Origin of the sequence: Streptomyces fulvorobeus (assembly GCF_013167895.1) — a bacterium.
Taxonomy (GTDB): domain Bacteria; phylum Actinomycetota; class Actinomycetes; order Streptomycetales; family Streptomycetaceae; genus Streptomyces; species Streptomyces fulvorobeus.
In genome coordinates this window covers 1563054-1582350 of record NZ_BLWC01000001.1, presented here as the reverse complement: position 1 = coordinate 1582350, position 19297 = coordinate 1563054, and the positions used below count along the sequence as shown (strand labels likewise).

At 70.9% G+C, this 19297-nt stretch carries 18 protein-coding genes and 2 pseudogenes; 5 read left to right on the top strand and 15 right to left on the bottom strand.

Translation table 11 applies throughout. The features are described from left to right. Positions 1 to 148: 148 nt before the first annotated feature. The 5 genes from Sfulv_RS07100 to Sfulv_RS07080 are packed head-to-tail and all read right to left on the bottom strand — an operon-like array spanning position 149 to position 2714. Positions 149 to 376: a hypothetical protein gene (locus Sfulv_RS07100; protein WP_173312869.1), complete on the bottom strand. Its 228-nt coding sequence runs from the start codon at positions 374 to 376 to the stop codon at positions 149 to 151. Beyond that, positions 357 to 605, bottom strand: a complete 249-nt coding sequence (locus Sfulv_RS07095) for a hypothetical protein (protein ID WP_173312867.1) — start codon at positions 603 to 605, stop codon at positions 357 to 359. Before Sfulv_RS07095 ends, Sfulv_RS07100 begins: the two co-directional genes overlap by 20 nt. A gap of 17 nt (positions 606 to 622) precedes the next feature. After that, the gene (locus tag Sfulv_RS07090; RefSeq protein WP_173312858.1) at positions 623 to 1975 is read right to left on the bottom strand and encodes an AAA family ATPase; all 1353 of its coding nucleotides are present in this window, start codon (positions 1973 to 1975) and stop codon (positions 623 to 625) included. Next, positions 1972 to 2523, bottom strand: coding sequence for a DUF2742 domain-containing protein (locus Sfulv_RS07085; protein ID WP_173312856.1), 552 nt, complete (start codon positions 2521 to 2523; stop codon positions 1972 to 1974). Before Sfulv_RS07085 ends, Sfulv_RS07090 begins: the two co-directional genes overlap by 4 nt. Beyond that, the gene (locus Sfulv_RS07080) at positions 2520 to 2714 is read right to left on the bottom strand and encodes a helix-turn-helix transcriptional regulator (protein WP_173312854.1); all 195 of its coding nucleotides are present in this window, start codon (positions 2712 to 2714) and stop codon (positions 2520 to 2522) included. Before Sfulv_RS07080 ends, Sfulv_RS07085 begins: the two co-directional genes overlap by 4 nt. A gap of 127 nt (positions 2715 to 2841) precedes the next feature. Between Sfulv_RS07080 and Sfulv_RS07075 the strand changes: the two genes are divergently transcribed. Together Sfulv_RS07075 and Sfulv_RS07070 are read left to right on the top strand one after the other, a co-directional pair. Continuing rightward, positions 2842 to 3360, top strand: a complete 519-nt coding sequence (locus tag Sfulv_RS07075) for a helix-turn-helix transcriptional regulator (RefSeq protein WP_173312853.1) — start codon at positions 2842 to 2844, stop codon at positions 3358 to 3360. Beyond that, positions 3344 to 4426: a site-specific integrase gene (locus Sfulv_RS07070; RefSeq protein ID WP_173312851.1), complete on the top strand. Its 1083-nt coding sequence runs from the start codon at positions 3344 to 3346 to the stop codon at positions 4424 to 4426. The genes Sfulv_RS07075 and Sfulv_RS07070 overlap by 17 nt, the downstream gene beginning before the upstream one ends. Positions 4427 to 4456: 30 nt before the next feature. Here Sfulv_RS07070 and glnA read toward each other — a convergent pair whose 3' ends face one another. After that, the gene (gene glnA, locus Sfulv_RS07065; protein WP_173312849.1) at positions 4457 to 5866 is read right to left on the bottom strand and encodes a type I glutamate--ammonia ligase; all 1410 of its coding nucleotides are present in this window, start codon (positions 5864 to 5866) and stop codon (positions 4457 to 4459) included. A gap of 222 nt (positions 5867 to 6088) precedes the next feature. Here glnA and Sfulv_RS07060 point away from each other — a divergent pair, with 222 nt between their 5' ends. Then, positions 6089 to 6556: an RDD family protein gene (locus Sfulv_RS07060; protein WP_173312847.1), complete on the top strand. Its 468-nt coding sequence runs from the start codon at positions 6089 to 6091 to the stop codon at positions 6554 to 6556. Between the two features lie 142 nt (positions 6557 to 6698). On the opposite strand, the gene Sfulv_RS07055 is transcribed toward Sfulv_RS07060, so the two are convergent. The 4 genes and pseudogenes from Sfulv_RS07055 to lipB all read right to left on the bottom strand — a co-directional run bounded on the left by Sfulv_RS07055 (position 6699) and on the right by lipB (position 9808). Next, on the bottom strand, positions 6699 to 7406 hold the full coding sequence (locus Sfulv_RS07055) for a DUF4191 domain-containing protein (RefSeq protein WP_173312845.1): 708 nt from the start codon (positions 7404 to 7406) through the stop codon (positions 6699 to 6701). A gap of 19 nt (positions 7407 to 7425) precedes the next feature. Continuing rightward, positions 7426 to 7626, bottom strand: coding sequence for an SCO2195 family GlnR-regulated protein (locus Sfulv_RS07050; protein WP_173312844.1), 201 nt, complete (start codon positions 7624 to 7626; stop codon positions 7426 to 7428). Positions 7627 to 7899: 273 nt separating this feature from the next. Continuing rightward, a complete protein-coding gene (lipA, locus tag Sfulv_RS07045) occupies positions 7900 to 8880 on the bottom strand; it encodes a lipoyl synthase (protein ID WP_173312842.1) in 981 nt (326 codons plus the stop codon). Positions 8881 to 8993: 113 nt separating this feature from the next. Beyond that, positions 8994 to 9808 (bottom strand): annotated as a pseudogene (gene lipB, locus Sfulv_RS07040) (lipoyl(octanoyl) transferase LipB). 266 nt (positions 9809 to 10074) lie between these two features. On the opposite strand from lipB, the gene Sfulv_RS07035 reads away from it, so the two are divergent. After that, entirely contained in the window at positions 10075 to 11727 is a 1653-nt protein-coding gene (locus tag Sfulv_RS07035) for an NsdA family TPR-like regulatory protein (RefSeq protein ID WP_173312840.1), read from the top strand. A gap of 37 nt (positions 11728 to 11764) precedes the next feature. Here Sfulv_RS07035 and Sfulv_RS07030 read toward each other — a convergent pair whose 3' ends face one another. Both Sfulv_RS07030 and Sfulv_RS07025 read right to left on the bottom strand, forming a co-directional pair. Beyond that, positions 11765 to 13084 carry an NAD(P)/FAD-dependent oxidoreductase gene (locus Sfulv_RS07030; RefSeq protein WP_173312838.1) on the bottom strand — a complete coding sequence of 440 codons (1320 nt, stop codon included), beginning with the start codon at positions 13082 to 13084 and terminating at the stop codon, positions 11765 to 11767. A gap of 151 nt (positions 13085 to 13235) precedes the next feature. Continuing rightward, a complete protein-coding gene (locus Sfulv_RS07025; protein WP_173312836.1) occupies positions 13236 to 14135 on the bottom strand; it encodes a TIGR01777 family oxidoreductase in 900 nt (299 codons plus the stop codon). Positions 14136 to 14241: 106 nt separating this feature from the next. Between Sfulv_RS07025 and Sfulv_RS07020 the strand changes: the two genes are divergently transcribed. After that, positions 14242 to 14760: a GNAT family N-acetyltransferase gene (locus tag Sfulv_RS07020; RefSeq protein ID WP_173312834.1), complete on the top strand. Its 519-nt coding sequence runs from the start codon at positions 14242 to 14244 to the stop codon at positions 14758 to 14760. Positions 14761 to 14826: 66 nt separating this feature from the next. On the opposite strand, the gene Sfulv_RS07015 is transcribed toward Sfulv_RS07020, so the two are convergent. The 3 genes and pseudogenes from Sfulv_RS07015 to aceE all read right to left on the bottom strand — a co-directional run bounded on the left by Sfulv_RS07015 (position 14827) and on the right by aceE (position 19157). Then, on the bottom strand, positions 14827 to 15348 hold the full coding sequence (locus Sfulv_RS07015; RefSeq protein WP_173317649.1) for a DUF4240 domain-containing protein: 522 nt from the start codon (positions 15346 to 15348) through the stop codon (positions 14827 to 14829). A 61-nt stretch (positions 15349 to 15409) separates the two neighbouring features. Next, positions 15410 to 16381 carry a helix-turn-helix transcriptional regulator gene (locus Sfulv_RS07010; RefSeq protein WP_173312832.1) on the bottom strand — a complete coding sequence of 324 codons (972 nt, stop codon included), beginning with the start codon at positions 16379 to 16381 and terminating at the stop codon, positions 15410 to 15412. A gap of 107 nt (positions 16382 to 16488) precedes the next feature. Then, positions 16489 to 19157: pseudogene (aceE, locus tag Sfulv_RS07005) on the bottom strand (pyruvate dehydrogenase (acetyl-transferring), homodimeric type). Positions 19158 to 19297 lie beyond the last annotated feature (140 nt).

Here is a 19297-nt window from a genome sequence, read left to right as displayed (position 1 = left end):
TCTGCGCCGGAGGTCTCGACGGGTCCGCGGTGCGGTGCACTCGCGCGGCCGGAGATCGGCGCTGAGGGAGATTCAGGCGACCACCGGGGCGGGGCCCTGGTCGGTGGTCGTTGGGTGAGGCGGAGCCTGCACCGTGCCGGGACTGATGTTACGGCATCGGGTCGTTCAGGTGGGCGGCCTGCCAGTCGGACAGGAACTCGTCGAAGTTGTCGGCCCCGTGGAACACGTTGTGCCCCATGGCGATGGTGAAGCCGGCGAGCGCACCGAGGAGATCGAGCGGGTCGCAGGACGCGAGGATGACGGCCTGGCCTTCCTGGTCGTTGGCGAGCCCCGCGCGGAGCAGGGCGACGACGGTCTCAGCGGTCGGTGACGTCATGGCGGGTCTCCTTGGTCGCGGCGCGGAAGGTGTCGGGGATCGGGGAGACGGCCCCGGTGAGGACCGGGCACCCGTCGTCATGTCGGACGTAGGCGTGCATGGCGCCGGTCGTCTCGTCGGTCGTCAGGGCCTCGACGACGCCGGTGCAGTGGCCGCACCGGTAGTTGGTGACCATGGCGGCCAGGGTGTTGGCCGGTCCAGCGACGAAGTCTGTGCGGGTGGGCTTCATGGCGTGCTCCCTTCGGTTCAGCAGGTGGGGTGTGTGGTGTCGCCGGTAGTCGCGTGCACGGGGTCGAGGGGGGTCCGGCAGACGGTGCAGAGCAACCCGACTGGGGTGACGTTCTGTGACTCGGGTGCCGAAGGTGACCCCGAAGGTGACGAAGAAGACGAAGATTCTGACGTCGGATTCGGCGTCATCTTCGTCACCTTCGTGTTGCCTTCGTCGGTGTCGGTCACGCTGAGTACCCAAACCCAGCTTTTCCCGAACCCCGATTTCTGGGAGGTGACGCCCGCCTTCGAGCGGGCCCGCTGGATGGTGTGCTTGGCGAACCCGTCCTTCTCCGCGGCCTTGATGACGTCGCCGGCGGACGCCTCTCCGCCGTTGTCCGTGAGGTAGTCGACGAGCCACGCCCCGGCCTCATCCCGCTCGCCGCGGTCGCCCTCCTGTCCTTGCGCGAGGATCTCCTGAACGCTGCGGGTCGCCTCTCCGGTGAAGACGAAGCGGCCGACGTACGCGGCGCCCTTCTTCGTCTCCACTTCGGCGGTGGCGATGTTGTAGGTGAGCGACGGGAGGTCGTCCCTGCCGAGGCTGTTCTTCGACTGGCTCATTACCCGGCAGTCGTTGTCGTCGTCGCGGGCGAATCCGAACACGGCCCGGGGGACGTTCTTGAACGCGCCGGACCCGGTGATGAGCGCGGACGGGTCCGTGCCGGCGCCCTTGCCGAAGTGGGCGATGCCAAGCAGGACGCAGCCGGTCCGCTCGGCCATCTGTGCGAGCGGGTCAAGGGCGGTCCGTACGTCGCGCTCCCGGTGGGTGTCGATGCCCTTGCCCATGCACGACATGAGCGGGTCGAGGACGACCAAGGCCACGTCGTAGTCCTTGATGGCCTGCTCCATCAGGCTGTTGTCCTGGGGCAGGCTGAGCGTTGTCTCGCCGAACTCTGCTTCGACGGCCTCGACCCGGTACACCAGGTCGAGGTCTGCCCCGGCAGCCATGAGGCGCGGCACGATTGTGTGCTTCCAGGAGTCCTCTACGGCGACGTAGAAGACGGCGCGGGGGCGGCCTTGGAACGCTCCGGGCAGTGTGCCCGCGGTGATGTGGGCGGCCATCCACATGCCGAACGAGGACTTTCCGGTGCCTTCCCTGCCGGCGGCGATGGACAGCGCCCCGGCAGGGACACGTCCCTCCTCTTCGTCGAGCCAGGCCCAGACAACGGGCTCGGGCTCGATGTCCGAGGCGCGAGTAAGGCGCAGCTTCCTGCCGATGGGGCCGGGCTGCTCAACCGGGCCGTCGTCCCACTCAAGGGCGGGCAGGTCTGCCAGTCCTGCCGTAAGAATGTCGTCCGGCGGCAGGCCCGTGGGGTCATATGAGGTGGTCACGCGCTGATCTCCTGACCATGGGTGAGGTACCGGCCCGGGTGCCCGGGGATGGCGATGGGCGGCCAACCAGGCGTCGCGCGCAGTTGGTGCGGCTCCCGGTGAGTGGCCCTGTCGCGAGCGGTACGGATCTCTTCGGCGGTGCGGCGGGCAGCGATTGCGTGGCCCTGCCGCGCTGCGTAGGCGTTGGCGTCTGCGGTGATCTCTCGCCACCACGTCACCGGGTCCTCGTCCATGAGCCTGTCGAGACGCTGCGTCTCGGCATCGGCTCGGCGGTGCCGCTCGGCCGCTTCGAGGATGGCCGCGTACGCGCGCGGGTCCTTCGGGGCGAGCCGCAGCCAGGTCGGGGAACCGTAGGTCGGCCAGCTGTCGACACCGAGCGCGGCTACCTGCATCTCGGCACGGAGCGCGGTGACGTCCCCTGCGGTGGCATTCTCGGGAATGGCGCGCAGGCGCCGACCGGAGTTCGGTACGGTGGGAGTCGACCCGCCGCCCAGCTGGTCTCTCACCGCCCCCGGTTCGCCGCCGGGGGCGTTGTGCGTGCCGGTCACGCCGCCGCGCTCCCGCCCTGCTGCCGGTCGAGCCATGCTTCGACGTCTGCGGGCCGGTAGCGGACGTGCCTTCCGACCGGGCAGGGCTTCGGGCCGGTGCCGGTGTGGTTCCACCGGTAGACGGTCTTGAGCGGAACGCCGAGGTATTCGGCCAGTGCGGCAGGCGAGTAGAGCTGGACCTTGGGAGCCATCACCCCTCCTTGGGTTTCAAAGGACCGTAAACGTCCCTTGAAAGAACACTCACGGGCAATGGTCGCCCGTCGTTGCTCATAGTGCCCCGCTCTTGCGCGTTCCGCAAGTTCCCATTAGCGTGCTCTCATGGAACAAAGCGAAGCGTGGTCCCCCACGGCCACCGTGGCGAAGCGTGTACGTGAGGCACGCAAGCGACGCGGTCTGACTGCCGAGCAGGTAGCCGAGCGCCTGGTAGAACAGGGCGTCCCCTGGACTCGCAGCACGGTGGCGAAGCTGGAGAACGGCAACCGGCAGGAGCTGACGCTTACTGAATGGCTGGCTCTGGCTGTGGTGTTGAACGTCGGCCCGGTACACCTGCTGCTGCCCATCGAGGCGAGCGCCGGCGACGAACCGTACCGAGTCAGCCCTGAACGAACGAACCCTGTAGATCACACCCGCGGCTGGATTCGTGGGCACTGGCCCCTGCCGGGGTCCAACGCCATCGAGCACCAGGGCGAGATGCCGGAAGCCGAGCAGGGGCGTATGTACCTCCCGCCGGCCAAGGACAGGGCCGACCAGATCAACGGCATCCAGACGTCCATCCACCAGCTCACGACGGCTCTGCACCAGCTGCAAGAGAGGGGAAGCGATGGCGAGTATCGCTAAGCGCCCCAACGGGAAGTGGCGGGCCCGGTACCGGGACGTTGCTGGCCGTGAGCACGCGCGGCACTTCGGCCGGCGCGTCGACGCTCAGCGCTGGATCGACGAGGAGTCGGCGAGCATCGTCACGGGTCAGTACGTCGACCCGAAGTCGCGGAAGGTCACCGTCGACGAGTGGTGCGACGTATGGATTCAGGGATACGGATCGCGCAGGGCATCGAGCGTCCGGCAGGCGAACGTGCACCTGGCCCGTATCCGGCAGGAGTTCGGCCCGCTCCCGCTCGTCGCGGTGCAGCCGAGCATGGTGCGCAACTGGCTCGCGCGACTGGGGTCCGAGGGTCTGTCCGCGTCGTACCTGTTCGCCCTGCACTCGCGGCTGTCGCAGGTGATGCGGGACGCCGTGCTCGACCGCAAGGTGTCGGCGAACCCCTGTTCGCGGAGGACGTCGCCCGGCGCTGGGAAGCAGCGTGCCTACGTGGCGACGGAAGCGCAGCTGTGGGCCCTGTACGAACTGGCCGCAGCGAAGTACCAGCCTGCTCTGCTGCTCGGTGCATTCGTGGGCCTGCGAGTGGGGGAGGCGTGCGGGCTTCGGCCGGCGGACGTCGACCTGGCAGCCCGGACGATCACCCCGGCGGTGCAATACCCGGCTCTCCCGTTGAAAACGGCGATGAGTGGGGAGACGGTGCCGATCCCGGACAGTCTCGTTTCGGTACTCAAGCCGCTGTGCGTAGGGCGGGCGCACCTCCTCGTCGACGAGGAGGGCGAGCAGGTCGGCCCGTGGCAGATCGAGCGCGAGATGCGCCGAATCCGCGGGAAGGTGGCCACCCTGCCGGAAGGCTTCCGGTTCCACGACCTGCGGCACTTCTACGCTTCGCTGCTGATCGCGTCGGGGGCAGACGTGAAAGTGGTCCAGCACCGTCTTCGCCACGGTTCGGCGAAGACGACGCTGGACACCTACGGTCACCTGTGGCCGGACTCGGATGAGTCCACGCGGACCGCTGTAGAGCGTGTGATGAACGGCAAGATCATTAGTCTTGCGGACTCTGTGCGGACTGAGGGGGCATCGGAATGAAGTCCCCCCAGCTCACGGGCACGGCCTGGCTTACAGGTCGAAGTACAGCTCGAACTCGTGCGGGTGCGGGCGCAGCTGGATCGGGGCGATCTCGTTCACGCGCTTGTAGTCGACCCACGTCTCGATCAGGTCGGACGTGAACACGCCACCCGCGAGGAGGTAGTCGTGGTCCGCCTCAAGGGCCTCCAGGACGGCCGGGAGCGAGGTCGGGACCTGCTGGACGCTCGCGTGCTCCTCGGGGGCCAGCTCGTAGAGGTCCTTGTCGATCGGCTCGGCGGGCTCGATCTTGTTCTTCACGCCGTCCAGACCGGCCATCAGGAGCGCGGAGAAGGCGAGGTACGGGTTCGAGGACGGGTCCGGGGCGCGGAACTCGACGCGCTTGGCCTTCGGGTTGGAGCCCGTGATCGGGATGCGCATCGCGGCGGAGCGGTTGCGCTGCGAGTAGACCATGTTGACCGGGGCCTCGAAGCCGGGGACCAGGCGGTGGTAGGAGTTCACCGTCGGGTTGGTGAACGCCAGCAGCGACGGGGCGTGCTTCAGGATGCCGCCGATGTAGTAGCGCGCCATGTCCGACAGGCCCGCGTAACCCTGCTCGTCGTAGAAGAGCGGCTCACCGCCGGCCCACAGGGACTGGTGGACGTGCATGCCCGAGCCGTTGTCGCCGAAGATCGGCTTCGGCATGAAGGTCGCGGTCTTGCCGTTGCGCCAGGCGACGTTCTTCACGATGTACTTGAAGAGCATCAGGTCGTCAGCGGCGGCGAGCAGCGTGTTGAACTTGTAGTTGATCTCCGCCTGGCCGGCGGTGCCGACCTCGTGGTGCTGGCGCTCGACCTGGAGGCCGTTCTTGTCCAGCTCCATGGAGATCTCGGCACGCAGGTCGGCGAAGTGGTCGACCGGCGGGGTCGGGAAGTAGCCGCCCTTGTAGCGGACCTTGTAACCCCGGTTGTTCTCGGTCGCGCCGGTGTTCCAGGCGCCGGCCTCGGAGTCGATGTGGTAGAAGGACTCGTTCGCCGAGGTCTGGAAGCGGACGTTGTCGAACACGTAGAACTCGGCCTCGGGGCCGAAGTACGCGGTGTCGGCGATGCCGGTGGAGGCGAGGTACGCCTCGGCCTTCTTGGCCACGTTCCGCGGGTCACGGCTGTACTGCTCGCCGGTGATCGGGTCGTGGATGAAGAAGTTGATGTTGACGGTCTTGTCACGGCGGAACGGGTCGACACGCGCGGTCGAGAGGTCCGCGCGGAGCGCCATGTCGGACTCGTGGATGGCCTGGAAACCGCGGATCGACGAGCCGTCGAAGGCGAGCTCCTCGTTCGGGTCGAAGACTGCCGCGGGGATGGTGAAGTGCTGCATCACACCGGGCAGGTCGCAGAACCGGACGTCGATGAACTTGACGTCTTCGTCGGCGATGTACTTCTTCACGTCGTCGGCGTTCTGGAACATCCAACTCCTCCTACTCCCGACCCGGAGAAGGGCGGGGTTGCAACTCTGTCGTGCGGCCAGTGCGGTGGCACACGCTGGACCCGACCATAGGCAGACCGGATTTCTCAAGCATGACCCATTTGTTTCGCCCAAGTTAACCGGGCGAACGGGGCGTGGCACCTCAGCGACGTGTTCCGTGCCCCGCCCGGCCGGGAGCAAACGCGGCCCCAGTACCGTGGAGGGGTGGACAACAGGCAAGTAATCGGATCGTGGCTGTCCGGGCCCCGCGCGGCGGCCGAGGAGATGGGCGCCGACTTCGGCTACCGGGGGAAGCGCCTCGGACTGCCCGAGCAGGGACCGGGTTCGGTGGCCAGGCCGGGCCGGCGCTTCGGGGCGATCTTCGTCGACTGGGCGCTGTGCATGGTGATCGCATACGGGCTGCTCGCTCGTGGTGACCAGCAGGCGGCCGGGAACTGGGCGCTCGGCGTCTTCCTCGTACTGAGTGTGCTGACCGTCGGGACCATCGGCAGCACGCCCGGCAAGCGTCTCCTGGGCCTGCGGGTCATCGCGGAGAACGGGGAGCGGCTCGGCACCGGACGCGTGGTCCTCAGGAGCGTGCTGGTCCTGCTGGTCATCCCGCCGCTGGTCTGGGACCGCGACGGCCGCGGCCTCCACGACCGGCTGGCCCGCGCCGTACAGGTCCGGCTGTAGGCGGAGGCGTGAAGGCGTGAGGGTGTGAAGAAGGGGCGGCGCGGACCTCTCGGTCCGCGCCGCCCCTTCTTGTACGAGGTACACGGCAGGTACGGGATACGGTGCTACGAGCCCTTACGGCAGGGGTCAGCCGGCAGTGGGGTCAGCGCATCTTTCCGCCGCGAGGCATCCGCATGCCCTTCGGCATCGGACCCTTCGGCAGCGGCATGTTGCTCATCAGGTCGCCCATCGCCCGCAGCCGGTCGTTGGTCGACGTGACCTGCGGACCGGTCAGTACGCGGGGGAGCTTCAGCATCTTGGTGCGCACCTTCTTCAGCGGCACCTGGCCCTCGCCGTCCCCGACGATGATGTCGTGCACCGGCACGTCCACCACGATGCGCGCCATCCGCCTCTTCTCGGCCGCCAGCAGGCTCTTCACCCGGTTCGGGTTGCCCTCGGCGACCAGCACGATGCCCGCCTTGCCGACGGCCCGGTGGACGACGTCCTGGCTGCGGTTCATCGCGACCGCGGGTGTCGTGGTCCAGCCCCGGCCGACCCGGTCCAGTACGGCAGCGGCCGCGCCCGGCTGGCCCTCCATCTGCCCGAAGGCCGCGCGCTCGGCGCGGCGTCCGAAGACGATCGCCATCGCCAGGAGCGCCAGGACGAAGCCCAGGATGCCCGCGTAGACGGGGTGGTCGATCAAGAAGCCGATCGCGAGGAGGACACCGAAGGTGACGATTCCCACACCCGCGAGGACGAGACCGATCTTGGAGTCGGTCCGCCTGGTCATCTTGTAGGTCAGGGCGATCTGCTTGAGTCGCCCCGCGTTCTCGGCGCTGTCCGCGCCTTCCGTGTTTGCCTTCCTCGCCATGTGTCCGAGTTTACGTGGCCTAGGAACGCCGGTCGGCCACGGCCTCCAGTACGTACTGGGCCTCGACCCGGTCCTTCGCCCTGCGGCGGTCCTCCAGGACCGCGGTCCAGGCGTTGCGGCGGGCCGTGCGCTGGCCGCTGCTCAGGAGCAGCGACTCCACGGCACGGAGGGCGCTGGTGACGGACGGGGTGGTGTGGGCGCGTACCGGCACGGCCTGCATGGTGGGGTTCCCTCTCGGAGCTGATGCGCTGACTGGGCGCGGACTGAGCACGGGAAGTGGTGGCCCGCGGCGGCCGGGCGGAGCTGCTGCCGCGTGTGTACACCAGGGTCACTGCTTGGTGTTACCAGCGCATGACCGGGCGGTCAAACACCAATGAAGCCTGGAAATCGGTGCAGCGCACGCCGGCGCGGCCCGTACGCGTCCCCCACCTGCGGGGAGCGTACGGGCCGCGCCGGGCCGGGTGTGGCGCCCGGTGGTTCGCTGTGCCCGGTCTCACACGGCCGGCGCGGGTGCCGGGGGTGCGGCCGCCAGTGCCCTGCGCCGTTCGATCGCCTGCTGGAAGAGACGCCCGGCGCGGTACGAGGAACGGACGAGCGGACCCGACATCACGCCCGAGTACCCGATCGCCTCGGCCTCGTCCTTGAGCTCCACGAACTCGTGCGGCTTCACCCAGCGCTCGACCGGGTGGTGCCGCACGGACGGCCGGAGGTACTGCGTGATCGTGATGAGCTCGCAACCCGCGTCGTGCAGATCGCTGAGCGCCTCGCTGACCTCCTCGCGGGTCTCGCCCATGCCGAGGATCAGATTGGACTTGGTCACCAGCCCGGCCTCGCGGGCCCGCGTGATGACGTCCAGGGAGCGCTCGTACCGGAATCCGGGGCGGATGCGTTTGAAGATCCGGGGCACCGTCTCGACGTTGTGCGCCAGCACCTCGGGGCGCGAGGAGAAGACCTCGGCCAGCTGCGCGGGCTCCGCGTTGAAGTCGGGGATCAGCAGCTCCACCTTGGTGGCGCCCGCCTCCCGCTCCGCGGTCAGCCCGTGGATCTGGCGGACGGTCTCCGCGTACAGCCAGGCGCCGCCGTCCTCCAGGTCGTCGCGGGCGACGCCGGTGATGGTGGCGTAGTTCAGGTCCATCGTGACGACGGACTCGCCCACGCGGCGGGGCTCGTCCAGGTCGAGGGCGGCGGGCTTGCCCGTGTCGATCTGGCAGAAGTCACAGCGCCGGGTGCACTGGTCGCCACCGATCAGGAACGTGGCCTCGCGGTCTTCCCAGCATTCGTAGATGTTCGGACAGCCGGCCTCCTGGCACACGGTGTGCAGGCCCTCGCTCTTCACGAGTTTCTGCATCTGCGTGTATTCGGGGCCCATCTTCGCCCGCGTTTTGATCCACTCGGGCTTGCGCTCGATGGGGGTCTGGCTGTTCCGGACCTCCAGGCGCAGCATCTTGCGCCCGTCGGGTGCGACAGCGGACACTCCGGCTCCCCTTTGCTTTCACTGCTTTCGAATCTTCGGCGAACACCAGGGTACGCCCGTAGTTAAAACGGCCTCACGTCTGGCCAACCTGGGGCCGGCGGGGTCTATTCCCGCTAGGCGGAGGCCGGGGCGGCGGCCCTGGGCGGCTCCACGGCCCGGGGTGCGAGCGCCGCGTTCTCCAGGACGTCCCTGAGGTGTCTCTCCACGACCGGGAGGACCTCCGCGATCGTCAGGTCACGGCCCAGTTCGTACGCGAGTGAGGTCACCCCGCGTCCCGGATGCCGCACGGCACGATCCGGTCGAACCAGGTGTTGTCCGGATTCACGTTGAGGGCGAAGCCGTGCATGGTCACACCCTTGGCGACCCGGATGCCGATCGCGGCGAGCTTGCGGTCCTCGCGGCGCTGGCCCGCGTTGGACGGCGCGTACTCCGGGCCGTTCATCCGGGGATCGAACTCCTCGTCCCGCAGGCGCGGGTCGAAGTCGAGGGAGAGCCCGCCCAGGGCCGCCCGCTCCTCGACCGGGTCGCCCAGCACCCAGACACCGCTGCGGCCCTCGACGCGGGAGGTCTCCACGCCGAACTCGGCGGCCGTACGGATCAGCGCGTCCTCCAGGCGGCGGACGTGCGCGACGACGTCGACCGGGCGCGGGAGCTTCTGGATGGGGTAGCCGACGAGCTGCCCCGGGCCGTGCCAGGTGATCTTGCCCCCGCGGTCGACGTCGATGACCGGGGTGCCGTCCAGGGGGCGTTCGTTCTCCGCCGTGCGCCGGCCCGCCGTGTAGACGGGCGGGTGCTCCAGGAGCAGGCAGGTGTCGGGAACCGTGTCCTCGAAGCGGGCGGCGTGCACCTCGCGCTGCTTCTGCCACGCCTCCTGGTACTCGACGGAATCCTCGCCGAAGCCCAGACGGACGAACCGCAGCTCACTCACTTCAGGTGCCTCCCTATTCGCGGTGCCGGAACCCCGGGTGCGCCCCGGGGCCTCGTCACCATGCACTGGCGTGCGCCCCAGCCACTGTACGACCGCCCTTTCCCGTGCGGCCCGGCAGGTCGTTTCCGTCAGCGGTGCCCACAATCCTCACACGATCGGATGAATGTGGGGCGAAGGCGGCCGGGGGGTGCGGCCGGGGCCGCTAAATTCGCGCCGTTCCATAAGGGCTGCCCGCCCGGCCCCGAAGGCAGGAGACCGTACAGCTGATGTCGGAACGACCTCCGCAGCGCACGCCCAACCGCCGGCTCGCCGCCCTCATCGCCGAGGCCGGGTTCTCCCACGCGGGCCTGGCCCGCCGGGTCGACCAGCTCGGTCTGGAGCACGGCCTGGACCTGCGGTACGACAAGACGTCCGTGACCCGCTGGCTGCGCGGGCAGCAGCCGCGCGGCACCACGCCCGCGCTGATCGCCGAGGTCTTCACCCGACGGCTGGGACGCCGGCTCTCCGCCCAGGACCTGGGGCTCGACGCCTGCGCCCCCGTCTACGCGGGGCTGGAGTTCGCGGCGACGCCCGCCGAGGCGGTCGACATCGTCAGCGGGCTGTGGCGCAAGGACTCGGGAAGCCACACCGAGTTACGGAAGATCGCGTTCACTCCGGCGGGTCTCGTCGTCCCCAGCCGGGACTGGCTGATCGGGCGCCCCGACGAGTGGGCGGGCAGCGTGGAACCACCGGTCGCGGGGGCGGCGACGCGCACTGCCCCGGTGGGTGACGGTGGTGCCGTGGGCGGACGGGTTCATGGGGCCGCGGGGGCTTCCGGAGCGGCCCGGGCGGCCGATACGGCGGCAGCGGTGACCATCGCGCACGGAGCCCACACCTCCCAGGCCCACGCACCCCAGGACCGTGGCCGGAACGCCGCTCGTGGCCCCGGCGCCGCCCGCCCGCCCGCTCACCCCGTGCCGCCGCAGGCCGCCCTCTCGACCGTGCCGCGCCAGCGGCAGATCGACCGGGGACCCGGCCAGCGGGTCAGCAGCGGGGACGTCGCGGCCCTGCGCTCGGTCGGCGAACTCTTCCGCGCCCTCGACGACGCCTACGGCGGCGGCCACGCCCGCCAGGCACTCGTGCGCTACCTGGAGCACGAGGCGGAGCCGATGCTCCGCGGGAGTTACGGCGAGGCCACCGGGCGGCGGCTGTTCTCCGCGGCCGCCGACCTGACCAGGCTGGCGGGCTGGACCTCGTACGACATCGCCGCCCACGGCCTCGCCCAGCGGTACTTCGTCCAGGCGCTCCGCCTCGCCCAGGCCGCGGGGGACCGGGGCTACGGCAGCTACGTCCTGATGACCATGAGCCGCCAGGCCGTCTACCTCGGCCACGGCAGGGAGGCCGTCCAGCTGGCGCGCGTGGCCCAGCAGGGCATCGGCTCCGCGGCGCCGCCCGTCGTGCAGGCCATACTGCACGCGGTCGAGGCGCGCGGACACGGAGTGCTCGGCGAGGCCCGGACCTGCACCGCCGCGCTCGCCCGGGCGGAACACGCCCTGGAGACGGCCAGGCCCGGGGACGAGACCCCGCACTGGGCCCGCTACTTCGACGAGGCCCAGCTCGCCGACGAGTTCGGGCACTGCCACCGCGACCTCCAGCACTACCGGACCGCGGCCCAGCACGCGGAACGCTCCCTCCAGCTGCGCGCTCCGGCGTACGCCCGCAGCAGGCTGTTCTGCCAGGTGGTCCTCGCCTCCGCCCGGCTCGGGCTCGGAGAGCTCGACCAGGCGTGCTCCCTGGGAGCCGAGGCGGCCCGTCAGGCGTCGGAGATGAGGTCGGTACGCGCCACCGAGTACGTACGCGACTTCGAGCGCCGCCTGGAGCCGTACCGGGACGCCTCGGCCGTACGCCACTACCGGGACCGCGTCGCCGCCCTCGGCTGACCCGGCCCCGGCCGGCGTCCCCCTCGACGCCACCTGCTCAGGCCGCCGTCGTGAACGGTGCATCGGCCCCGTATCCCTCCTGTACGCCCAGGTCGGCGAGGATCGCGGAGGCGGCGCGGCGGCCGGAGTGCAGGGCCCCCCGGACCGTGCTCGTGTCGCGGTGGTCGCCGCACACGTACAGCCCGGCGAGCATCCGGACCGGGCGCCGGGGATCGTGCGGGGCGGGCATGGCGGGCACCGCCTCCGGGTCGTGATGGGCGGCCAGCAGCTCCCAGTCGTCCGTGGCCGTGCCGTACAGCGCCCCGAGGTGGCCGAGGACCGCGCGGTCGAGGTCCGGCGGAGGTGTGCCGAGCACCGTCGACGTGATCAGGGTCCGGCCGCGCGGGGCGCGTGAGGGGTCGACCTCGCTCATGACGACGGTGTGGGCGACCGGACCCGACCGGTCGGCGTCCAGCAGCAGGGATGTGCCGGTCGCCGGGGGAGCGGGGGCGGTGTGGTGCAGCACGGTCACCGGGTGGAAGGAGGGCACCCGCAGTCCGGGCAGCAGTCCGGCCGCGGCGCCGGCCCCGGTCGCGAGCAGCAGGGAGCGGCAGCGCAGTTCGCCGTGCTCCTTGGTGCGCACCGAGGTGATGCCCGCCGCGGTGACGTGCACCCCGGTCCGTACCGTGCCGGGCGGCAGCGAGGCGCTGAGCAGCTCGGGCAGGGTCGCTGAACCACCCGCCGGTACGCACAGCCCGCCGCGCGCGTAGTCGCGCAGGACGAGATCGGCGACACGGCTCGACGTGGTGAGGGCGGGGTCGCCGGTCAGCGCGGAGAGCAGGGGGCGCAGGAACCCCTCGGCGGTACGGGAGGGGAGGCCGCGCGCCGACAGGGCGGCGAGGGCGGTCCGCTCCGGCCGGGCCAGGAGACGGGAGTCGGGCATGGCGGCCAGTCGCCCCAGCACCGCGCCCAGCCGAGCCTGGTCCAGGGGCCCGCCCAGGGGCCCGCCCAGGGGTGCGCCGGGGGCGCTCGACCGGGAGCGCACTGCTCTGAGTGCGCCCCTCGCGCTCCGTAAGGTGCCGGTACGGTACCGGCGGCCCTCGCTGTGGACCAGCAGCCCGGGGGCGAGGTGTCGCAGTACCAGCCCTTCGAGGGCCGGGGTGCGGGCCAGCTCCGGGCAGGCGGAGCTGAGCAGCGGACCGAGATGGTCGAGCCGGAAGCCGTCCACGTCGTGGGTCGCCATCCGGCCGCCGACACGGGGCGCGGCCTCCAGGACGCTGACGCTCACTCCCGCACGGTTGAGCTGATGGGCCGCCGACAGGCCGGCGGTACCGGCCCCGATGATGATCACGTCTGAGTGATGTGCCGTGCTGAGCACGTGAGCCTCCCCGAGTCGGTGCGACTGGTGGGAGGTTCTTGCCCCCGACAGGCCCCCGGAAAGCCCGAGCCGGGGTCGAGGGCGGGAGGATGGCCGATACGGGTGCGGCGGCGCGCCCCCGGGCGCCGGGGCACGGGGTCGCGCACCCGCGTCAGCGCAGGGCGGACCGGATCGCCGCGTCGATCCCCGGGAAGGCGAAAGAGAAGCCGGAGCCGAGCAGTTGGCCGGGCAGGACCCGCTGGCTGCCCAGAACGTCCGCCGCGAAGCCGCCCAGCGCGATCCGCAGCGCGGGCGCCGGAGCGGTGAACAGCGTCGGGCGGTGCAGTACGCGCCCCATCGCGGCCGTCACCTCGCGATTGGTGACCGGTTCGGGTCCGGTCAGATTGACCGGTCCCGACAGTGCCGCCGTGTCGATGATGTGCCGCAGGGCCGCGATGTGGTCGTGCAGGGCGATGAAGCTCCAGTACTGGCGCCCGTTGCCGAGCCGCCCGCCGAGCCCCGCCCTGAAAAGCGGGAACAGCCGCCCCCAGGCCCCGCCCTCCCGGGCGACGACCAGGCCCGTACGCGCGAACACCGTGCGTACGCCCGCCTCCTGGGCGGCGGACGCGGCCTCCTCCCACTCCACGCAGACGGACGGCAGGAATCCGTCGCCCGGCGGGGCGCTCTCGTCGACCGCACGGTCCCCGGTGTCGCCGTAGTAGCCGATGGCCGAGCCGGAGAGCAGCAGCTCCGGCGGGGTGTCGAGGGAGGCGACGGCCTCGGCGATCGCCGCCGTGCCCAGCACCCGGCTCTCCCGGATCTCGCGCTTGTACGCATCCGTCCAGCGCCGGTCGCCGACGCCCGCACCGGCCAGGTGGACGACGGCGTCGCAGCCCACCAGGCCCGCCGTGTCGACGAACTGACGCCTGGGGTCCCACTCCACCTCGTCGCCCGTGGCGGCCGGCCGGCGCACCAGGCGGACCACCTCGTGTCCGTCGGCGATGAGCGAACGCACCAGCGCCGCTCCGATGAGTCCGGTCGAACCGGTGACAGCGATACGGGAGTGCGGCATGGCCCCATCCTGCCTCAGCCGCACCCCGTGGCGTCGCCGCCCGGCCGCCCGCGCGAGCCGTATGAACACGCTGACCGGCCGGGCGGGGCGTGCCACAGTGGAACGCATGCCCGAACCGCGCACCCGATCCACCCGTCACGCCGTCCTCGCCGACAACGAGGCGCTGGGAGAGCTCGACCGGGCCACCTGGTCGACGCTGCACGCGGTACAGCCGCGGCCCCGGCCCCCGTACGCGCCCTTCTTCGACGAGGGACACCGGCCGGAGGAGTTCCTGGTGGCGGAGGCCGAGAACGCCGGAGGTGAGCGGGTGATCGCCGGTTACATCCGGCTGGCCGCGCCCACCCCGCTCGCCTGCAACGCGCACGTGCGCCAGATACAGGGTCTGGCCGTGGCCGGCTGGGCGCGCGGCCGCGGCCTCGCGCGGGCCCTGTTGCGCGCCTCGTTCGCCGAGGCGCGGCGCCAGGGCGCCAACCGCATCACCCTGCGCGTCCTGGGGCACAACACCCCGGCCCGCGCGCTGTACGCGGCGGAGGGCTTCGCCGTGGAGGGGGTGCTCCCCGGCGAGTTCTTCCTGCACGGGCGTTACGTCGACGACGTGCTGATGGGCCGTTCGCTCACGGCCTGAACAGCCCGCTGCCGCCCGTGCGTTCGCGCGGGCGGCAGCGGCAGGGCCGGGGCCCGGATTCCGGCTTCAGGAGGGGCCGAAGCGGTCCCAGAGCGAGGGGAAGCGTGCGGCGAGAGCGGAGTCGTCCTCCAGGCTGAACGGCACGCCATCGGGTTCGCCGGGCCGGGGCGGGGCACCGAGGTCCGGCGCCACCACTCCGGTGAGCTGCTCGTACGCCTCGTCGGCCGCGTAGCCGAGATCCTCGCCGTCCCCGTCGAACTCCTCGTCGAAATCGTCGAGGAGTTCGGCCAGGCTGTCCGGATCGTGCAGCGCGCCCTCGAAGACCTCCCGGCCCTGGCCGATCAGCCAGCAGCGGAAGTAGTCGAAGGCTTCGTCGCCCGCCCCGCCGAGCAGCACGGCGGCGGCGCCCCACAGATCCCAGCGGTACGCGCGGTTGTAGCGGGCCTCGAAGTGCCGGGCGAAGTCCAGCACGGAGTCGGGGTCGAGCAGCACCAGTCGTTCGACGAGCAGATCGGCATGGTCCTCGGGGTCGCCGTCGGCGGCCTCGCGGGTGCTGTCGATGATCTCCCAGAACTCCGTCTCGTCCATCACGGGTCAAGCATCGGGCTTGGCGGCGGCAGACGCACGCGGAGACACTGTGACGGAGCCCTCAGTGGTAGAGATCGCGCAGCCGTTCGGCCGCATCGGCGAAGCGGGCGCGGAATTCGGGCGGTCCGAGTACCTCGAGCTCGGGCCCCAGCGCGAGCAGCTGGCCGTACGCGACGTCGAGGGACTCCACGGGCAGGGTGACCGTGCGCAGGCCGTCGGCGCCGGGCGGACCGGCCCGTTCAAGCGCCTCCTTAACCGCCGCGCGGTCCCCGGCGTACACCAGGCGCCGGGCACCGGCCCGCGAGACGCGTACGGTCACCTCGGTCCGCAGGATGGACCGCGCGAACTGGGCCGCGCGCTCGTCCCAGAAGCCCGGCAGGTCGAAGTCCTCGTCCCGGGTGAACCGGGCGTCGGTCACCGTGACGGCTGAGAAGCGGTCGATCCGGTACACCCGGAACGAGTCATCCGCGCGGGCGCAGAGGTACCAGATGCCGCCCTTCAGCACGAGCCCGTACGGGGCGAGCTCCCGCTCGGTCTCCTCCCGCGCACCGGCGCCGCGGTAGCGCGCCCGGACGACCCGGTCGTCCCAGACGGCCTCCGCGACGGCGGGCAGCAGTTCGGGGGTCACGGGCTCCTGGTACCAGCCGGGGGCGTCCAGGTGGAAGCGCTGGGCGGCGTTGGCGGAGGCGTCCCGCAGCGAGGGGAGCAGGGCCGCCGACACCTTGAGCCGGGCGGCGGACGCGGCGTCGTCGAGCCCCATCTCCCGCAGGGCGGACGGCAGCCCGGAGAGAAAGAGGGCCTCGGCCTCGTGCCTGGCCAGCCCGGTGAGCCGGGTGCGGTACCCCCCGACCAGCCGGTATCCCCCCGCCCGCCCCCGCTCCACGTACACGGGCACGCCCGCCTCGGACAACGCCTGCGCGTCCCGGGTGACGGTCCGTTCCGACACCTCCAGCTCATCGGCGAGCTGTGCGGCGGTCATGGAGGGCCGGGCCTGGAGAAGCAGCACCATTTTGATGAGACGGGCAGCGCGCATGGGGCCATTGTGGGGGAGAGGTCGAACCGATGCCCTCAATCGCCGGGCGGGCTCGAAAGAGCCCTCAAGCGCCCGCCCGGCCCCCGAGTGGCACGGGTACAAGCAGGTCAGAGACCGTACCGCTCCCGTGCCTCCTTCACCGACGACGCCGGTATCTCGCCGCGCCGCGCCAACTGCGCCAGCGCCGCGACGGCGACCGACTGCGCGTCGACCCCGAAGTGGCGGCGGGCCGCCTCACGCGTGTCGGAGAGGCCGAAACCGTCCGTGCCGAGCGAGGTCCAGTCCTGCTCCACCCACTGGCTGATCTGGTCGGGAACCGCCCGCATCCAGTCGCTGACGGCCAGCACAGGACCCGGCGCGCCGGACAGTGCCTGCGTCACGTACGGCACGCGCTGCTCCCCGTGGAGTATCGCCTCGTCGGCCAGCAGCGCCTCGCGCCTCAGCTCACCCCATGAGGTGGCCGACCAGACGTCGGCCGTGACGCCCCAATCCGCGGCCAGCAGCTCCTGCGCCTCCAGGGCCCAGTGGATCGCCGTACCGGAGGCGAGCAGCTGGAGCCGTGGCGACTCCGCGCCGGCGGGCGTGCCCTCCCTGAAGCGGTACAGGCCCTTGAGGATGCCCTCCTCGACGCCTTCCGGCATCGCGGGCTGCCGCTTCGGCTCGTTGTAGACCGTCAGGTAGTAGAAGACGTCCTCGGCCTCGGGGCCGTACATCCGCCGCAGACCGTCCTTGACGATCACCGCGATCTCGTACGCGAACGCGGGGTCGTAGTTGAGTGACGCCGGGTTCGTGGACGCGATCAGGTGCGAGTGGCCGTCCGCGTGCTGGAGACCCTCTCCCGTCAGCGTCGTCCGGCCGGCCGTGGCGCCCACGATGAAGCCCTTGCCGAGCTGGTCGGCGAGCTGCCACATCTGGTCGCCGGTCCGCTGCCAGCCGAACATCGAGTAGAAGATGTAGAAGGGGATCATGGTCTCGCCGTGCGTCGCGTACGACGTCGCCGCGGCGATGAAGTCCGCCATGGCCCCGGCCTCGGTGATCCCCTCGTTGAGGATCTGGCCGTCCTTGGCCTCCTTGTAGTACATCAGCTGGTCGTGGTCGACCGGCTCGTACGTCTGGCCGAGCGGCGAGTAGATGCCCGCCGAGGGGAACAGCGACTCCATGCCGAACGTGCGCGCCTCGTCCGGGACGATCGGCACCCAGCGTCTGCCGGTCTCCTTGTCCCGCATCAGGTCCTTGGCCAGGCGCACGAACGCCATGGTGGTGGCCATCTCCTGCTTGCCGGACCCCTTGTAGAGGGCTTTGAACGCGCGCTCCTCCGGCTCCGGCAGCGCCACCGCGTGCACCCGGCGGGCCGGTGCGGGGCCGCCGAGCGCGGCACGGCGCTCCTGGAGGTAGCGGACCTCGGGGGAGTCCGCGCCCGGGTGGCCGTACGGCACCAGGCCGTCGGTGAAGGCGCTGTCCGGGATCGGCAGACCGAGGAGTTCGCGCATGTCCTTGAACTCGTCGGCCGACAGCTTCTTCATCTGGTGGTTGGAGTTCTTGGACTCGAAGCCCTTGCCGAGCGTGTAGCCCTTCACCGTCTGCGCGAGGATCACGGTCGGCGCGCCCTTGTGCTCGACGGCCGCCCGGTACGCGGCGTAGACCTTGCGGGCCTCGTGGCCGCCGCGCGAGGTGTAGAAGCACTCGGCGATCTTCGCGTCCGTGAGCAGCTTGGCCAGCTCGGCGAGCGCGGGCTCGGCGCCGAAGAAGTGCTCGCGGATGTAGGCGACGTCGCGGGTGGCGTACGTCTGGAACTGCGCGTCCGGGACCTCCCGGAGCCGGCGTACCAGCGCACCCGAGGTGTCCAGCTGGAACAGCTCGTCCCAGGCGTTGCCCCAGAGCGTCTTGACGACGTTCCAGCCCGCCCCCGGAAGGCGCCCTCCAGCTCCTGGACCACGCGGAAGTTGGCGCGGACCGGGCCGTCGAGACGCTGCAGGTTGCAGTTGATGACGAAGGTCAGGTTGTCGAGCTGCTCACGGGCCGCGAGGGCGAGGGCGGCGGTCGACTCGGGTTCGTCCATCTCGCCGTCGCCCAGGAAGGCCCAGACGTGCGAGTTCGACGTGTCCTTGATGTCGCGGTTGGCCAGGTAGCGGTTGAAGCGCGCCTGGTAGATGGCCGAGAGCGGGCCGAGGCCCATCGACACGGTGGGGAACTCCCACAGCCAGGGCAGCCGCCGCGGGTGCGGGTAGGAGGGCAGTCCCTCGCCGCCCGCCTCCTGGCGGAACTTGTCGAGCTGCTGCTCGCTGAGCCGGCCGTCGAGGAAGGCGCGGGCGTAGATGCCGGGGGAGGCGTGGCCCTGGATGTAGAGCTGGTCGCCGGAGCCGTCCCCCTCCTTGCCGCGGAAGAAGTGGTTGAAGCCGGTCTCGTACAGCCAGGCGGCCGACGCGAAGGTGGCGATGTGGCCGCCGACGCCGTAGCGGGCGCCGCGGGTCACCATGGCAGCCGCGTTCCAGCGGTTCCAGGCGGTGATGCGGGACTCCATCTCCAGGTCACCGTCGAAGTCGGGCTCCGGGGCGGTCGGGATGGAGTTGACGTAATCGGTCTCCAGCAGCTTGGGCAGCGCGAGACCGGCACCCTCGGCGTGCTGGAGCGAGCGCCGCATGAGGTACGCGGCCCGGTGGGGGCCGGCGGCCTTGGTGACGGCGTCGAGGGAGGCCGCCCATTCGGCGGTCTCCTCGGGGTCACGGTCCGGGAGCTGGTCGAGCTCGCTCGGAAGCTTTCCTACGGGGTCGGTCATGATCGCCGCCTTCCGGAGAGGAGGGGGGTGGAGAAGGCCCTGGCTGGCAGGACAGGGCGATGGGGCCGGTGGGCCCGCGGAGTGAACTGTAAGGCGCTGATCGATGATCGATCAAAGGGTTGAAGGGCAAAACTTCTCGA

Excerpts from the sequence above, each read along its gene's own strand:
- Sfulv_RS07100 (WP_173312869.1), bottom strand. The coding sequence starts at position 376 with ATGACGTCACCGACCGCTGAGACCGTCGTCGCCCTGCTCCGCGCGGGG.
- Sfulv_RS07095 (WP_173312867.1), bottom strand. The coding sequence starts at position 605 with ATGAAGCCCACCCGCACAGACTTCGTCGCTGGACCGGCCAACACCCTG.
- Sfulv_RS07080 (WP_173312854.1), bottom strand. The coding sequence starts at position 2,714 with ATGGCTCCCAAGGTCCAGCTCTACTCGCCTGCCGCACTGGCCGAATAC.
- Sfulv_RS07075 (WP_173312853.1), top strand. The coding sequence starts at position 2,842 with ATGGAACAAAGCGAAGCGTGGTCCCCCACGGCCACCGTGGCGAAGCGT.
- Sfulv_RS07070 (WP_173312851.1), top strand. The coding sequence starts at position 3,344 with ATGGCGAGTATCGCTAAGCGCCCCAACGGGAAGTGGCGGGCCCGGTAC.
- glnA (WP_173312849.1), bottom strand. The coding sequence starts at position 5,866 with ATGTTCCAGAACGCCGACGACGTGAAGAAGTACATCGCCGACGAAGAC.
- Sfulv_RS07055 (WP_173312845.1), bottom strand. The coding sequence starts at position 7,406 with ATGGCGAGGAAGGCAAACACGGAAGGCGCGGACAGCGCCGAGAACGCG.
- Sfulv_RS07050 (WP_173312844.1), bottom strand. The coding sequence starts at position 7,626 with ATGCAGGCCGTGCCGGTACGCGCCCACACCACCCCGTCCGTCACCAGC.
- Sfulv_RS07035 (WP_173312840.1), top strand. The coding sequence starts at position 10,075 with ATGTCGGAACGACCTCCGCAGCGCACGCCCAACCGCCGGCTCGCCGCC.
- Sfulv_RS07025 (WP_173312836.1), bottom strand. The coding sequence starts at position 14,135 with ATGCCGCACTCCCGTATCGCTGTCACCGGTTCGACCGGACTCATCGGA.
- Sfulv_RS07020 (WP_173312834.1), top strand. The coding sequence starts at position 14,242 with ATGCCCGAACCGCGCACCCGATCCACCCGTCACGCCGTCCTCGCCGAC.
- Sfulv_RS07015 (WP_173317649.1), bottom strand. The coding sequence starts at position 15,348 with ATGGACGAGACGGAGTTCTGGGAGATCATCGACAGCACCCGCGAGGCC.
- Sfulv_RS07010 (WP_173312832.1), bottom strand. The coding sequence starts at position 16,381 with ATGCGCGCTGCCCGTCTCATCAAAATGGTGCTGCTTCTCCAGGCCCGG.